This is a genomic window from Stutzerimonas frequens (assembly GCF_024448335.1).
GTDB lineage: Bacteria > Pseudomonadota > Gammaproteobacteria > Pseudomonadales > Pseudomonadaceae > Stutzerimonas > Stutzerimonas frequens.
On record NZ_JAMOHM010000007.1, the window covers coordinates 71,862 to 85,028 of the forward strand.

General features: G+C 63.8%; 17 protein-coding genes and 1 other RNA gene. 10 read left to right on the forward strand and 8 right to left on the reverse strand.

Annotated features, from left to right (window positions below; genetic code table 11):
• Window positions 1-21: 21 nt before the first annotated feature.
• Window positions 22-1,281, reverse strand: a complete 1,260-nt coding sequence (locus NAO55_RS11760; RefSeq protein WP_102838989.1) for a murein hydrolase activator EnvC family protein — start codon at window positions 1,279-1,281, stop codon at window positions 22-24.
• 115 nt (window positions 1,282-1,396) lie between these two features.
• A complete protein-coding gene (gene gpmI / locus NAO55_RS11765; protein WP_102838988.1) occupies window positions 1,397-2,944 on the reverse strand; it encodes a 2,3-bisphosphoglycerate-independent phosphoglycerate mutase in 1,548 nt (515 codons plus the stop codon).
• Window positions 2,945-3,084: 140 nt separating this feature from the next.
• Here gpmI and NAO55_RS11770 point away from each other — a divergent pair, with 140 nt between their 5' ends.
• The 3 genes from NAO55_RS11770 to secB all read left to right on the forward strand — a co-directional run bounded on the left by NAO55_RS11770 (window position 3,085) and on the right by secB (window position 4,313).
• A complete protein-coding gene (locus NAO55_RS11770) occupies window positions 3,085-3,498 on the forward strand; it encodes a rhodanese-like domain-containing protein (protein WP_102838987.1) in 414 nt (137 codons plus the stop codon).
• 2 nt (window positions 3,499-3,500) lie between these two features.
• Window positions 3,501-3,755 carry a glutaredoxin 3 gene (gene grxC, locus NAO55_RS11775; RefSeq protein ID WP_102838986.1) on the forward strand — a complete coding sequence of 85 codons (255 nt, stop codon included), beginning with the start codon at window positions 3,501-3,503 and terminating at the stop codon, window positions 3,753-3,755.
• Window positions 3,756-3,818: 63 nt separating this feature from the next.
• Complete coding sequence (gene secB, locus NAO55_RS11780) at window positions 3,819-4,313, forward strand: protein-export chaperone SecB (protein ID WP_003303313.1); 495 nt, start codon at window positions 3,819-3,821, stop codon at window positions 4,311-4,313.
• 54 nt (window positions 4,314-4,367) lie between these two features.
• Here the strand turns inward: secB and NAO55_RS11785 are convergent, their stop codons facing one another.
• Window positions 4,368-5,348: an NADPH:quinone oxidoreductase family protein gene (locus NAO55_RS11785; protein WP_102838985.1), complete on the reverse strand. Its 981-nt coding sequence runs from the start codon at window positions 5,346-5,348 to the stop codon at window positions 4,368-4,370.
• Window positions 5,349-5,576: 228 nt separating this feature from the next.
• On the opposite strand from NAO55_RS11785, the gene NAO55_RS11790 reads away from it, so the two are divergent.
• Complete coding sequence (locus tag NAO55_RS11790; RefSeq protein WP_232244588.1) at window positions 5,577-5,963, forward strand: flagellar basal body-associated protein FliL; 387 nt, start codon at window positions 5,577-5,579, stop codon at window positions 5,961-5,963.
• Here NAO55_RS11790 and NAO55_RS11795 read toward each other — a convergent pair whose 3' ends face one another.
• On the reverse strand, window positions 5,964-6,413 hold the full coding sequence (locus NAO55_RS11795) for an EVE domain-containing protein (RefSeq protein ID WP_102838983.1): 450 nt from the start codon (window positions 6,411-6,413) through the stop codon (window positions 5,964-5,966). It lies immediately after the preceding gene.
• A gap of 197 nt (window positions 6,414-6,610) precedes the next feature.
• On the opposite strand from NAO55_RS11795, the gene NAO55_RS11800 reads away from it, so the two are divergent.
• Window positions 6,611-6,763, forward strand: coding sequence for a hypothetical protein (locus NAO55_RS11800; RefSeq protein WP_014818647.1), 153 nt, complete (start codon window positions 6,611-6,613; stop codon window positions 6,761-6,763).
• Window positions 6,764-6,791: 28 nt separating this feature from the next.
• On the opposite strand, the gene NAO55_RS11805 is transcribed toward NAO55_RS11800, so the two are convergent.
• The 4 genes from NAO55_RS11805 to NAO55_RS11820 all read right to left on the reverse strand — a co-directional run bounded on the left by NAO55_RS11805 (window position 6,792) and on the right by NAO55_RS11820 (window position 8,133).
• Window positions 6,792-7,394 (reverse strand): 5-formyltetrahydrofolate cyclo-ligase, encoded by a 603-nt coding sequence (locus tag NAO55_RS11805; RefSeq protein WP_102838982.1) that lies wholly within the window; start codon window positions 7,392-7,394, stop codon window positions 6,792-6,794.
• Window positions 7,395-7,400: 6 nt separating this feature from the next.
• A non-coding RNA gene (gene ssrS / locus NAO55_RS11810) (6S RNA) lies at window positions 7,401-7,579 on the reverse strand.
• 33 nt (window positions 7,580-7,612) lie between these two features.
• The gene (locus NAO55_RS11815; RefSeq protein WP_003303305.1) at window positions 7,613-7,927 is read right to left on the reverse strand and encodes a cell division protein ZapA; all 315 of its coding nucleotides are present in this window, start codon (window positions 7,925-7,927) and stop codon (window positions 7,613-7,615) included.
• The gene (locus NAO55_RS11820) at window positions 7,924-8,133 is read right to left on the reverse strand and encodes a TIGR02449 family protein (protein ID WP_063541102.1); all 210 of its coding nucleotides are present in this window, start codon (window positions 8,131-8,133) and stop codon (window positions 7,924-7,926) included. The genes NAO55_RS11815 and NAO55_RS11820 overlap by 4 nt, the downstream gene beginning before the upstream one ends.
• A gap of 128 nt (window positions 8,134-8,261) precedes the next feature.
• Here NAO55_RS11820 and NAO55_RS11825 point away from each other — a divergent pair, with 128 nt between their 5' ends.
• The 5 genes from NAO55_RS11825 to NAO55_RS11845 are packed head-to-tail and all read left to right on the forward strand — an operon-like array spanning window position 8,262 to window position 13,078.
• The gene (locus tag NAO55_RS11825; RefSeq protein WP_102838981.1) at window positions 8,262-8,816 is read left to right on the forward strand and encodes a YecA/YgfB family protein; all 555 of its coding nucleotides are present in this window, start codon (window positions 8,262-8,264) and stop codon (window positions 8,814-8,816) included.
• A 16-nt stretch (window positions 8,817-8,832) separates the two neighbouring features.
• Window positions 8,833-10,167, forward strand: a complete 1,335-nt coding sequence (gene pepP, locus NAO55_RS11830) for a Xaa-Pro aminopeptidase (protein ID WP_102838980.1) — start codon at window positions 8,833-8,835, stop codon at window positions 10,165-10,167.
• A 1-nt stretch (window position 10,168) separates the two neighbouring features.
• Entirely contained in the window at window positions 10,169-11,347 is a 1,179-nt protein-coding gene (gene ubiH, locus NAO55_RS11835; protein WP_102838979.1) for a 2-octaprenyl-6-methoxyphenyl hydroxylase, read from the forward strand.
• Between the two features lie 22 nt (window positions 11,348-11,369).
• Window positions 11,370-11,858: a DUF4442 domain-containing protein gene (locus NAO55_RS11840; protein ID WP_102838978.1), complete on the forward strand. Its 489-nt coding sequence runs from the start codon at window positions 11,370-11,372 to the stop codon at window positions 11,856-11,858.
• Complete coding sequence (locus NAO55_RS11845; protein ID WP_102838977.1) at window positions 11,858-13,078, forward strand: 2-octaprenyl-3-methyl-6-methoxy-1,4-benzoquinol hydroxylase; 1,221 nt, start codon at window positions 11,858-11,860, stop codon at window positions 13,076-13,078. Before NAO55_RS11840 ends, NAO55_RS11845 begins: the two co-directional genes overlap by 1 nt.
• The last annotated feature ends 89 nt before the right edge of the window (window positions 13,079-13,167 follow it).

The following is a 13,167-nucleotide window of genomic DNA, read 5'->3' on the forward strand; positions in this document are numbered from 1 at the left end:
GTAGGGCCGAATCACCCTCGACTAGCCTTGCGTGCGGCACCATTGGGCAGGATCGCTGGGGCGGCCCTGCTGACGAATGGCGAAATACAGTGCGGCGGTTTCCTGGCCGCCGCTGGTGCCAACGGTGGCGATCGGGTCGCCGGCCTTGACGATCTCGCCGGCGTCGCGCAGAAGGCTCTGGTTGTGCCCGTACAAGCTCAGGTAGCCGTTGCCATGGTCGAGAATCACCAGCAGGCCGGCGCCGCGCAACCAGTCAGCGAAGACCACCCGACCGCCATGCACGGCACGGACCTGTGTGCCTGCGCTGGCGCCGATCAGTACGCCGTCCCATTTGGTTCGAGCGTCGCCGCCGCGCGGAGTGCCGTAGCGGGCGACGAGACGTCCATCCACCGGCCATGGCAGCTTGCCCTTGGCCTTGGCGAACGGGCCGCCGAAGTTGCCGCCGGCACTGGAAACCAATGGACCGCTCGGCGCAGTGCTGGTGCCGGACCGGGATTGTTGTTGCTCCTGACGCTGGCGCTCGGCAAGCAGTTCGCGTTGCCGGGCTTCCTCGGCTTCGCGAGCCTGGCGGGCCAGCGTTTCCTCGATAGTCTTGAGTACCCGTTCGAACTGGGCCTGCTCCTGACGGCGGGCCTGCAGCTTCTGTTCGCGGCTGGACAGGTCGCTGTTGAGCTTGGCCAGGGTCTGCTGACGCTCCTTGCGCACCTCGGCGAGCTGATTGCGCCGCTCCAGCAGGCCGTCCTTCTTCTCGGCGAGCAGGTTCTGCTGGGCTTCGATGTCGGCCTCGACGTTGGCCAGCTGGCGCAGCGTCTCGTTGAAGCTGTCGAGCTGCTCGAGACGGGCCTTGTTCAGATAGTCGTAATAAGTGAGGGTGCGGCTGAATTTTTCCGGGTTCTGCTGGTTGAGCAACAGCTTGAGATATTCCTGGCGGCCGTTCTGGTAGGCGGCGCGGGCCTGCAGGCCGATCAGTCGCTGCTGCTCCAGGCGAGCGCCTTCGAGGGTGGTCTTCTCCTCGTTCAGGCGCTCCAGCTCGGCCTCGCTGCGGTCGATCTCCTGCTGCAGGCTATCGACCTGCTTCTCCAGCTGGCCCATCTCGCTTTCGGTGGTCTGCAGCTGTTTCTGGACGCCGGACTTCTCCTGCTCGATCTGCTTGAGCAGCTTCTGCAGTTCGGCAATGTCCTGGCGGGCGGCTTCGATCTGCTGCCTTGCGGCGGCGCGCTCGTCCGCCACGGCCGGGCCGAGCAGGCAGAGAAAGGCGAGGGCGAGGAATGTACGAGGCATGGAAGGCTGTCAACCGAGGGTCATGACCGGCGTAGTATGCCTAAAAAGCGGACGGGAAGCTTGAGGCCCGTCGCGGGAAGCGAAGGCTGGCGCCCCCGCATCCCGCTAACGCCCGTCAGTTGAGTTCGACGATCGAGCGGCCGGTCATTTCCTGCGGTACCGGCATGCCCAGCAGAGTCAGCATGGTCGGCGCGACGTCGGCCAGCACGCCGCCTTCGCGGATCGAGACGTTGCGCTTGCCGATATAGATGAAGGGCACCGGCTCACAGGTGTGCGCGGTGTGCGCCTGGCCGGTCATGGCGTCTTCCATCTGTTCGACATTGCCGTGGTCGGCGGTCAGCAGCGCTTCGCCGCCGACCTTGTCCAGCGCCTCGACGATGCGCCCGACGCAGCTGTCCAGGCATTCCACCGCCTTGACCGCCGCTTCGAACACGCCGGTGTGGCCGACCATGTCGCCGTTGGCGTAGTTGACGATGATGACGTCGTAGCGCTGGTTCTCGATGGCATCGACGATGCGGTCGGTGACTTCGGGCGCGCTCATCTCGGGCTTCAGATCGTAAGTGGCGACCTGAGGCGATGGGATCAGAATTCGTTCCTCGCCCGGGAAGGGCTCTTCGCGGCCGCCGGAGAAGAAGAAGGTGACGTGGGCGTACTTCTCGGTTTCGGCGATGCGCAGCTGGGTCTTGCCATTGTTGGCCAGGTATTCGCCGAGCACGTTGGTCAGCGCTTCCGGAGCGAAGGCGGCGGGTGCGGGGATGCTCGCGGCGTACTGGGTGAGCATGACGAAGCCGGCCAGCTGCGGCACGCGGGCCCGCGGGAACTCGCTGAAACCGGGCTCGACGAAGCAGCGGGTCAGCTCGCGGGCGCGGTCGGCGCGGAAATTCATGAACACCACGGCGTCACCATCCTCGACGCGCACCGGCTCGCCAATGCTGGTGGCCTTGACGAACTCGTCGCTCTCGCCGCGCTCGTAGGCGGCGATCAGGCCGTCCACCGCGTAGTCGGAGCGGTACTCGGCCTTGCCCTCGACGATCAGCTCGTAGGCCTGCTGCACGCGGTCCCAGCGGTTGTCGCGATCCATGGCGAAGTAACGGCCGATCAGGCTGGCGATACGGCCCTTGCCCAGGCGGGTGAAGGTGGCCTGGAGCAGCTCGATGGAGCTTTGCGCGCTCTTCGGCGGGGTGTCGCGGCCGTCGAGGAAGGCATGCAGGTAGATCTTCTCGGCGCCGCGTTGTGCTGCCAGTTCCGCCATGGCTACCAGATGGTCCTGATGGCTGTGCACGCCACCGTCGGAAAGCAGGCCGAGGATGTGCACCGCCTTGCCGGCCCCTGCGGCCTTGTCGACGGCGGCGCAGATGGTCGGGTTGGCGAAGAACTCACCGTCGCGGATCGCCTTGGTCACCCGGGTGAAGTCCTGATACACCACCCGGCCTGCGCCCAGGTTCATGTGGCCGACCTCGGAATTGCCCATCTGCCCGTCCGGCAGGCCCACATCCATGCCGCTGCCGGAGATCAGTCCATGCGGTTGGCTGGCCAGCAGACGGTCATAGACCGGCTTGCGCGCGGCATGGATGGCGTTGAACTCGGGGCTGTCGCTGTGCCCGAAGCCATCAAGAATGATCAGTACCAGGGGTTTGGGCGCGGCGGTAGGGGCGACAGGCATGCTTTCGGGCTCCTTGCACGGGGGCGGAAAAGGGCGGCCAGTCTACTGGCTGGCCGTGGCGAGGTCACGAGTCGTCAGGGTTCAGCCGGTAGGAGGGGCTGTGTATACTGGCCCGCATTTTATCGCCCGGGTACCCGTTGATGCTCGCTAACCTGATTGAATTTGTCTCTAACCACTATGTACTCAGCAGCCTTTTCGTGGCGCTGTTGATCCTTCTGTTCATCACCGAGACACGCAAGGGTGGCAAGAGCCTGAGCAATCGTGAACTGACGGCGCTGGTCAACAGTGGCGAGGGCGTCGTGTTGGACGTGCGCGTCAAGAAGGAGTTCGATGCCGGCCATATCGTCGATGCATTGAACATTCCCTACGACAAGCTGGTCAGCCGCACAGGCGAGCTGGAAAAGCACAAGGCCAAGACCATCATCGTGGTCGATGCCATGGGTCAGCACGCCGGAACGGCCTGCCGTGAGCTGCAGAAGGCAGGCTTCACTGCCGCCAAGCTGTCGGGAGGGATTTCCAGCTGGCGCGGCGACAATCTGCCAGTGGTCAAGTAATCATGCCCAAGGTCGTCATCTATACCACCGCCTGGTGCCCGTTCTGCATCCGCGCCAAGGCGCTGCTCGATCGCAAGGGTGTCACCTACGAGGAAATTCCCGTGGATGGCAATCCCTCTCTGCGCGCCGAGATGGCCAGCAAGGCCGGGCGTACCTCGGTACCGCAGATATGGATCGGCGATAAACACGTCGGCGGCTGCGACGAGCTGCATGCGCTGGAGCGCGGCGGACGTCTCGACCCGTTGCTGCAGGCCTGAGGCCGACACGCGGGTGCGCGAACAATTCAAACGACACGCACAACTGGATAGAAGGTTGCAGAAATGACCGAACAAGCTAACAACGGCGGCGCAGCGTCGCAGAACGAACAGGGCGCGCAGTTCTCCCTGCAGCGCATCTACGTCCGCGACCTGTCCTTCGAGGCGCCGAAGAGCCCGGAGATTTTCCGTCAGGAATGGAATCCGAGTGTCGCGCTGGATCTGAACACCAAGCAGAAGGCGCTCGAGGGTGACTTCCATGAAGTCGTGCTGACCCTTTCGGTGACGGTGAAGACCGGCGAAGAAGTGGCCTTCATCGCCGAAGTGCAGCAGGCCGGAATCTTCCTGATCAAGGGCCTGGAAGCGGCAGCCATGAGCCACACGCTCGGTGCGTTCTGCCCGAACATCCTCTTCCCGTATGCCCGTGAGGCGCTGGACAGCCTGGTGACCCGCGGTTCGTTCCCGGCGCTGATGCTGGCTCCGGTGAACTTCGACGCGCTCTACGCCCAGGAAATGGCGCGCATGCAGGGTGCCGGTGAGGCCCCCAGCACTGCCCACTGATCCATGTGGATCATGCAGGAAGCGTCTGACGCTTCCTGCATTCCCCTCTGCGCCTCAGCGCACCTGCACCACCAGCTTGCCGACCGCTTTGCGCTGACCCAGCGTGGCGATCGCTTGGCCAGTCTGCTCCAGTGGAAAACGTTGCGACACCAGCGGCTTGAGCTTGCCTTCGGCGTGCCAGGCGAACAGCTGGCGGAAATTAGCGGCGTTGTCCTGCGGCTGGCGTTGGGCGAAGGCGCCCCAGAACACGCCGATCAGTGCCGCACCCTTGAGCAACGGCAGGTTGGCCGGTAGTGCTGGGATATCGCCGCCGGCGGCAAAGCCGATCACCAGCATGCGACCGTTCCAAGCGATGCTGCGGAAGGCTTCCTCGAACAGCTTGCCGCCCACCGGGTCGTAGATCACATCCACGCCCTGACCGCCGGTCAGTTCCTTCAGGCGCTCCTTCAGGCTCACTTCGCTGTAGTTGATCAGCTCGTCGGCGCCGGCATTCTTCGCCACCTCCAGCTTCTCGGCGCTCGAGGCTGCGGCGATCACCCGGGCGCCCATGGCCTTGCCGATCTCGACGGCAGCCAGCCCGACGCCACCGGAGGCGCCGAGCACCAGCAGGGTTTCACCCGGTTGCAGATTGGCGCGCTGCTTGAGCGCGTGCATCGAGGTGCCGTAGGTCATGCTGAAGGCGGCAGCGGTCTCGAAGTCCATGCTTGGCGGAATCGGCAGTGCGTTGCTGCTGGCGACCGCAACCTGCTCGGCGAAGCTGCCCCAGCCGGTCAACGCCATGACCCGGTCGCCGACCTTGAGGTGGCTGACCTTCTCGCCGACAGCGGCAATCACGCCGGCCGCCTCGCCGCCTGGCGAGAACGGGAACGGCGGCTTGAACTGGTACTTGCCCTCGATCATCAGCGTGTCAGGGAAATTCACCCCGGCGGCATGCACGTCGAGCAGGATCTCGCTCGGCTTGATCTGAGGGGTGGGGGCATCTTCGACAACCAGGCTTTCGGGCGGGCCGAAGCTTTTGCACAGGACGGCTTTCATCGCTTTTCCTTGTTCGACTGGTCGGACGCTTGCCGCCCGACGATGGATGGCTCGACTGCTCAGGACCATCCAGTCTAGGAGCGCTGCGTGGCGAGGCAATCAGCATCGTTCGCTGTAATGGCGACGTATAAGTGCCAGGCGATAGTGCAACGACTTGGGCGTTGTGCTGCGACTGGTTATGCTGGCGCAGTTTCTTCCTGGAGTCGCAGCGTGAGATACCTACTATCGATGTTTTTCTGCCTGGCATTCGCCGGGGCTGTTCAAGCCAATGAGTCCGGCGAAGAGTCCGCTGCTCCCCAGACCCTCTATTACGCGCTGACGCCTGCGATGGTGGGTAACTATGGCTCCGGCGAGCGACTCAAGTACTACAAGGCCGATGTCGCGTTGCGCATCTCCAGCAAGGAGGTCGAAGATCGGGTCAAACATCATGAACCGCTGATCCGCCACCAGCTGGTAATGCTCTTCTCGCAGCAGACCGATGAGACTCTGAGTGGTCCTGAAGCGAAGGAGCAGCTGCGTCAGGAAGCGTTGAAGCAGGTGCGTGAGGTGCTCGAACAGGAAGAAGGCAAACCGCTTGTCGATGATCTGCTGTTCAACAACCTGATCATCCAGTAGTCAGCGCATCGCCAGAATCGCCATCCACTCGCTGTCGCTCACCGGCATCACCGACAGTCGGCTGCCTTTCTTCACCAGTGCCAGTTCCTCCAGTGCTGGCTCGGCCTTCAGGCGCGCCAGTTTCAGCGGTGTCGCGAAGGCCTCGACGAACTCGACATCGACCGCGCTCCACGGATTTGCGTCATCACGCGCCTTGGTATCGTGGTAGGGGCTTTCAGGGTCGAGCGCGGTGGGGTCGGGGTAGGCACTACGGGATATCCGGCCGATTCCGGCGATACCCGGCTCGGCGCAGCTGGAGTGATAGAAGAAGAACTGATCGCCTTCCTGCATCTGCCGCAGGAAATTGCGTGCCTGATAGTTGCGCACGCCGTCCCAGCGTCCGCGGCCCAGTTTTTCCAGGTCCCGAATTGAAAACTCGTCCGGTTCGGACTTCATTAGCCAGTACGGCATGAACCTTGCTCTCCTGTCAGACGGTTCGATCAGACCATGATGGCAAAATCTCCGACAATCGGCTGCAATAGGGATTTGCGCGGTGCCGAGGCTTAACGGAAAATGCCGCGGCTGTAAGGTGGCCTATCGAGTCCTAGAACGATAAATCACACTGACTCGACGCAAGCATTTCGCCTGGTAGGGGGAGGCGAACACACATGAAACGTAAGCCCGATATTCTGTGGATTTTGGTCTTTATCTTTGGTCTTGGCGTAGTCACCACGGGCTATACGCAGAGTCTGTGGGATCAGCACGATGGCGCGGCCGGCATGGCCCCGGTCATCCAGGTGCAGCAGGCTCAACAGCGATGACCTCGTGCCGCACGGACGCGGCGCTCCGTCACCCGGCGTACCAGCCCTGGTCTGTCACCGTAGCCTGAAGCGCTACATCCCAGCTCTCCAGCGGCAGTCGATCGACTCGCTGGCATTCGTGAGCCAGTCCCAATAACGTCGGTTTGTGACTTTTTTTGCGCATCGCGCGATACGCAAGACTGCGATCATAGAAACCGCCGCCCATTCCCAGTCGCCCGCCGTTCCCGTCGAAGCCCACCAGCGGCATCAGCAGCAGGTCGAGTGCCCAGACGCGACGCTGTCGAGCGGTTCGAATCACCGGTTCGAAAATGCCGAAGCGGTTGCGCCGCAGCCGCTCGCCGGGCTTGATGCGCTGGAACACCATGCGCGTGCGCGGCCAGGGGTTGAGGACCGGGAGATAGGTCGCCTTGCCGCGACGCTGAGCCGCTTGCAGCAGTAGGCGTGGATCGATTTCGCCATCGTTGGGCAGGTACAGCGCGATATGCCGAGCGCGCCGAAACTGCGGGTGGTGGGCTAGCTGCCGGTAGAGCCGGCGAGCGGCGAGGCGCTGCTGGGCGGGTGTCAGTTGGCGCCGGGCGTGGCGCAACTTGCGGCGCAGCGCCGGGCGCGAAAGGCCTTCGGCTGCAATCATAGGAAGTGGCTCCCCAGCATGCCGCTGCCCGCGTAGGCCCTTGAACCCGAGAGTTCAAGGTGGCGACTACAGAGTACCTTAAGGCTTTCCGTCAGGCGGACATGCACACCGGCACCACGTGTAGCCTCCATGGTATTGCTTATCGGGAGAGGGTCATCGCCGACTGGCGAACATGCCAGGGAGTTGGGCGGAGTATAACGCAAACCGGCTACCGTTGATCAGTTGCCGGACGGGTTCGGGTCGGTGGCCAGCGCGCTGTCGACGCGCTCTAGGAGCATGCGTACGTGCTCGCGCGCGCTGTTGGCTTCGGCATCCAGGCGGTCATGTTTGTGCAGCAGCTCGTGGGTAATGTTCAGTGCCGCCATCACCGCGACGCGGTCGGCGCCGATGACTTTGCCGCTGCTGCGGATCTCGCGCATCTTGCGATCCAGATAGCGGGCCGCGCCTTCCAGGTTGCTGCGTTCTTCCGGCGGACAGGCAATGCAATATTCCTTGTCCATGATGTGCACGGTGACGGTGTTCGGCTGGGTCATGTGTCCTGCTCCAGGGCTTTCAGGCGCGAAATCATTGATTCGACCTTCAAGCGTGCCATTTCGTTCTTTTCGATCAGATGAGCGCGCTCTTCACGCCAGGCCCGCTCGTTGGCCAGTAGCAGATGGTTCTGCGCCTTGAGCTGTTCGATGCGCTGAATCAGCTGCTCCAGCTTGATGGTCAGCGCTTTCAGATCGGCGTCTTCCATGGGATTCCTGTTGAGGCACTGGTGAAGACGAGGCGATGCCCAGGGGCTTCGATGGTCTTGCCGCGGCCGCCGGTGCTAGGATACGAAGCCTTCATTCTAGTCATTGCGCCACTGTGCGCCTAGCCGCCATGTCCATTCAGAACTCCCCCTACGCCGCTTTCGCCACACTTCTGGCGAGCAGTCCGCAAACCGTATCGCCAGCCGAGCTGCACGGCCTGTTGCTGGGGCGCAGCTGCGCTGGTGCCGGCTTCGATGTCGAGCCCTGGCTGACCGATGCCTCCGACCTGCTCGGCGAGGCGCCTCAGGACAATGTGCGCCAGGCCCTGATCGGCCTGCAGGAGATGGTCAAGGGCGAGCTCGCCGGCGACGACATCGCCATTGTCCTGTTGCTGCCCAGCGACGAAGCACCACTGTCCGAACGCGCCGTGGCGCTCGGCCAGTGGTGCCAGGGTTTCCTGGCCGGTTTCGGCCTGACCGCTGGTGATCGTGCGCTGAGCAGCGAAGCCATGGAAGTGCTGCAGGACCTCTCTGCCATCGCACAGATCCAGGATTCGCTGGAAGAATCCGAGGATGGCGAAACCGATTACATGGAAGTGATGGAGTACCTGCGCGTGGCGCCGTTGCTGCTGTTCACCGAGTGCGCCAAACCGCTGCCCGCCGCAGCGAAACCGTCTCTGCATTGAGGAAACCGCTCTGTCCATGACTCGCATCCCGAAACCGGAATACGCCCGTCGGCGCAAGGCGCTGATGGAGCTGATGGAACCCAACAGCATCGCCATTCTGCCGGCGGCGCCGATGTACATCCGCAACCGTGATGTCGAGCATGTCTACCGCCAGGACAGCGACTTCCAGTACCTGTCCGGCTTCCCCGAGCCGGAGGCGGTGATCGCCCTGATCCCTGGTCGCGAGCATGGTGAATACGTGCTGTTCTGTCGCGAGCGCGATCCCGAGCGCGAGCTCTGGGACGGTCTGCGTGCCGGGCAGGACGGGGCCATTGCCGAATATGGCGCCGACGATGCCTTTCCCATCGGTGATATCGACGACATTCTTCCCGGCCTGATCGAGGGCCGCGACCGGGTGTACTACGCCATCGGCACCAACGAGGCCTTCGATCACCGGCTGATGGAGTGGATCAAGACCATCCGCGGCAAGGCCCGCCAGGGCGCGCAACCGCCCAGTGAGTTCGTCGCGCTCGATCACCTGCTGCACGACATGCGTCTGTACAAGTCGAGCAACGAGGTGAAGGTGATGAAGCATGCGGCAGAGATTTCCGCCCGTGCGCACATCCGCGCCATGCAGGCCAGCCGCGGCGGCCTGTTCGAGTACCACCTGGAAGCCGAACTGGACTACGAGTTCCGCAAGGGTGGCGCAAAGATGCCGGCCTACGGCAGCATCGTCGCCGCGGGTCGCAATGCCTGCATCCTGCATTACCGCGAGAACGATGCGCCGCTCAAGGATGGCGACCTGGTGTTGATCGACGCCGGTTGCGAAATCGACTGCTACGCCAGCGACATTACCCGCACCTTCCCGGTCAACGGCCGCTTCTCGCCCGAGCAGAAGGCCATTTACGAACTGGTGCTCAAGGCCAATGAAGAAGCCTTCAAGCACATCGCACCCGGCAAGCACTGGAACGAGGCGCACGAGGCCACGGTGCGGGTGATCACCGCCGGGCTGGTCGAGCTGGGCCTGCTGCAGGGCGAGGTCGACGAGCTGATCGCGAGCGAGGCCTACAAACCTTTCTATATGCATCGCGCCGGCCACTGGCTGGGCATGGACGTGCATGACGTCGGCGACTACAAGATCGGTGGCGAGTGGCGCGTGCTCGAGCCGGGCATGGCAATGACCGTCGAGCCGGGCATCTATATCGCCGTGGACAACCAGAACGTCGCCAAGAAGTGGCGCGGCATCGGCGTGCGTATCGAGGATGACGTAGTGGTGACGAAGACCGGCTGCGAGATCCTTACCGATGGCGTGCCAAAAAGTGTTGCCGAGATCGAGGCGCTGATGGCCGCCGCTCGCGAGCAGGTCGCCTGACATGCAGAGCCTGGCGATCATCGGCGGTGGGCTGGTCGGTGCCAGCCTCGCGTTGGCCTTGCAGGACGGCGCCCGTGAGCGCGGCTGGCGGATCCATCTGATCGAGCCGTTCGAGCCGGGCCACGAGTACCAGCCAAGCTATGACGCGCGCTCCACCGCACTGTCCTACGGCACCCGGATGATCTATCAGCGCCTGGGCCTGTGGGAGCGGATCGCCGAGCGTGCCGAACCGATCCTGCATATTCACGTGTCCGAGCGCGGCCGTCTCGGCGCAGCGCGTTTGCATGCGCGCGACGAGGGCGTCGAGGCGCTGGGCTACGTGGTGGAAAATGCCTGGATCGGCCACTGCCTGTGGCAGGCGCTGGATGATCGGGTGGTGGTCCGCCATTGCCCGGCAGAGGTCGAGCGGCTGGAACCCAGCGCCACCGGCTATCGCCTGAGCTTCACCGATGGTCAGACGCTGGCGTGCGAGCTGACCGTGCTGGCCGATGGTGGTCGCTCCGGCTTGCGCGAGCAGCTCGGCATCCAGGTCTCTCGGCGCCCCTATGGCCAGACCGCTCTGATCGGCAACATCACCCCGGGCAAGCCGCACGGCGGGCTGGCCTTCGAACGCTTCACCGAAGACGGCCCGATGGCGCTGCTGCCACTGCAGGACAACCGCTGCGCGCTGGTGTGGACGCGTTCTCCGGCCGACGCCGCGCGCTTGGCGCAGGCCCACGAAGCGGCCTTCCTGGAGGAACTGCAGGAGGCCTTCGGCTATCGCCTGGGCGCCTTGCAGCAGGTCGGTGCCCGGCATCTGTATCCGCTGACGCTGATCGAGGCCGAGGAGCAGGTGCGCTCGGGGCTGGTGGTGCTGGGCAATGCTGCGCACAGCCTGCACCCGATCGCCGGGCAGGGTTACAACCTGTCGCTGCGGGATGTCGATGCGCTGAGTGCCGCGTTGCTGCGCAGCGAGGCGCCGTTGGGCGATCTGCCGGTGCTGCAGGAGTACGCCCGCCGGCAGCGCCTCGATCAGCGGCTCACCGTTGGCTTTTCCGATCAGGTGACCCGACTGTTCGGCGACTCCGGACGCCTGGTCGCGGCCGGACGCACGCTCGGCCTGCTCGGGTTGGACTTGACTCCCGCTGCCAAGCGCTGGTTCGCGCGCCAGGCGATGGGCCTGGGTACGCGCGCGGGTTGAGCGCGACAACGAAGGATTCGGCATGAGCGCTTCCAGGCTGGCGTGCAAGGCGCGGTTTCTGCGCTGGGCCATGAATTTCTATCCGCCCTACATCGGAGCCGGTGTTCGGGTGCGGCACATCAGTGCGGATATGCGCCTGGTTCAGGTCAAGATGGTGCTGCGCTGGTACAACCGCAATTATGTCGGTACGCAGTTCGGCGGCTCGCTGTATTCAATGGTCGACCCGTTCTTCGTGCTGATGCTGATGGAGAATCTCGGGCGCGACTACATCGTCTGGGACAAGGCGGCCAACATAGAATTCGTCAGCCCCGGGCGGGGTGCGGTCTTCGCCGAGTTCGCCATCAGCGACAAGTTGCTGGATGAGATCCGCGCGAACACCGCCGACGGCAGCAAGTACTTGCCCAGGATGCATGTCGAAGTGCGGGACGGCGAGGGCACGCTGGTGGCACGGGTGCAGAAGACCCTCTACATACGACTCAAGCCGCGGGCGCGGCAGTCAGGAGAGAAGTGATGCAAGCGGATCTGATCATCGTTGGCGCCGGAATGGTCGGCAGCACGCTGGCACTGGCGCTCGAAGGCTCCGGACTGAATATCGTCGTGCTCGACGCCAGTCCGCTCGAGGTCGCCGACTTCGATCCGCTGGGCGGCTTCGAGCCCCGGGTCAGCGCGTTGTCAGCAGCCAGTCAGCGCATCCTGCAGCGGGTCGGTGCGTGGCCGGGTATCGCCGCGCGGCGCGCGAGTCCCTACACCGACATGCATGTGTGGGATGGCTCGGGTACCGGCCAGATTCATTTCTCTGCCGAGACCGTGCACGCCGAGGTGCTCGGGCACATCGTCGAGAACCGCGTGGTGCAGGACGCCCTGTTGGAAACGATGCAGCGTGGTGGCAGGTTGCAATTGATCGGCGACGCGCGTGTAGAGCAGCTGACGCAAACCGCCGAAGGCTGGCGGCTGACGCTGGGCGATGGTCGTGAGTTGCACACGCCCCTACTGATCGCCGCGGACGGCGCCAACTCGGCGATTCGCCGCCTGGCTGGCTGTGAAACCCGCGAGTGGGACTATCTGCATCAAGCCATCGTTACCAGCGTGCGTTGCAGCGAGGCGCACCAGCGTACGGCCTGGCAACGCTTCACCGATGACGGCCCGTTGGCCTTTCTGCCGCTCGAGCGCGATGGCGATCGGCACTGGTGCTCGATTGTCTGGTCGGTTACCGAGGCAGAGGCCAAGCGCCTCATGGCACTGGATGACCTGGCCTTTTGTACCGCACTTGAGCGTGCCTTCGAGCAACGCCTGGGTGAGGTGCTGGAAGTCGATCCGCGGCTGTGCATCCCGCTGCGCCAACGCCATGCCAAGCGGTACGTGCAGCCCGGCCTGGCGTTGATCGGCGATGCCGCACACACCATTCATCCGTTGGCGGGGCAGGGCGTGAATCTTGGTCTGCTGGATGCCGCGGTGCTGGCTGAAGTGCTCAAGGCGGCGATTGCCCGCGGTGAGCGGGTAGCGGATGTGCGGGTGCTGAGCCGCTTCGAGCGTCGGCGCATGCCACACAATTTGGCGATGATGGCAGCCATGGAGGGCTTCGAGCGGCTGTTCCAGGCTGATCCGCTGCCGCTGCGCTGGTTGCGCAATACCGGTCTCAAGGCCGTCGAGGCGCTGCCGGAGGCGAAGGCGCTGTTTGTGCGTCAGGCGCTCGGACTGAGCGGTGATCTGCCCGAACTGGCCAAGCCCTGATATCAGATTGATATTTACAAAAGATTACCTGCACGATTTGTCGCATTGAGAAGGTAAATAACATTCACTATTATTTGGCCTCTGTTCCA

Bases quoted from the DNA above. Each gene is read 5' to 3' on its own strand.
- pepP (WP_102838980.1), top strand. From the start codon at position 8,833: ATGACTCGCATCCCGAAACCGGAATACGCCCGTCGGCGCAAGGCGCTG.
- NAO55_RS11815 (WP_003303305.1), bottom strand. From the start codon at position 7,927: ATGACCCAGCCGAACACCGTCACCGTGCACATCATGGACAAGGAATAT.
- gpmI (WP_102838988.1), bottom strand. From the start codon at position 2,944: ATGCCTGTCGCCCCTACCGCCGCGCCCAAACCCCTGGTACTGATCATT.
- NAO55_RS11840 (WP_102838978.1), top strand. From the start codon at position 11,370: ATGAGCGCTTCCAGGCTGGCGTGCAAGGCGCGGTTTCTGCGCTGGGCC.
- NAO55_RS11845 (WP_102838977.1), top strand. From the start codon at position 11,858: ATGCAAGCGGATCTGATCATCGTTGGCGCCGGAATGGTCGGCAGCACG.
- grxC (WP_102838986.1), top strand. From the start codon at position 3,501: ATGCCCAAGGTCGTCATCTATACCACCGCCTGGTGCCCGTTCTGCATC.
- NAO55_RS11770 (WP_102838987.1), top strand. From the start codon at position 3,085: ATGCTCGCTAACCTGATTGAATTTGTCTCTAACCACTATGTACTCAGC.
- ubiH (WP_102838979.1), top strand. From the start codon at position 10,169: ATGCAGAGCCTGGCGATCATCGGCGGTGGGCTGGTCGGTGCCAGCCTC.
- NAO55_RS11825 (WP_102838981.1), top strand. From the start codon at position 8,262: ATGTCCATTCAGAACTCCCCCTACGCCGCTTTCGCCACACTTCTGGCG.
- NAO55_RS11790 (WP_232244588.1), top strand. From the start codon at position 5,577: ATGTTTTTCTGCCTGGCATTCGCCGGGGCTGTTCAAGCCAATGAGTCC.
- NAO55_RS11760 (WP_102838989.1), bottom strand. From the start codon at position 1,281: ATGCCTCGTACATTCCTCGCCCTCGCCTTTCTCTGCCTGCTCGGCCCG.
- NAO55_RS11805 (WP_102838982.1), bottom strand. From the start codon at position 7,394: ATGATTGCAGCCGAAGGCCTTTCGCGCCCGGCGCTGCGCCGCAAGTTG.
- NAO55_RS11820 (WP_063541102.1), bottom strand. From the start codon at position 8,133: ATGGAAGACGCCGATCTGAAAGCGCTGACCATCAAGCTGGAGCAGCTG.
- NAO55_RS11800 (WP_014818647.1), top strand. From the start codon at position 6,611: ATGAAACGTAAGCCCGATATTCTGTGGATTTTGGTCTTTATCTTTGGT.
- NAO55_RS11785 (WP_102838985.1), bottom strand. From the start codon at position 5,348: ATGAAAGCCGTCCTGTGCAAAAGCTTCGGCCCGCCCGAAAGCCTGGTT.
- secB (WP_003303313.1), top strand. From the start codon at position 3,819: ATGACCGAACAAGCTAACAACGGCGGCGCAGCGTCGCAGAACGAACAG.
- NAO55_RS11795 (WP_102838983.1), bottom strand. From the start codon at position 6,413: ATGCCGTACTGGCTAATGAAGTCCGAACCGGACGAGTTTTCAATTCGG.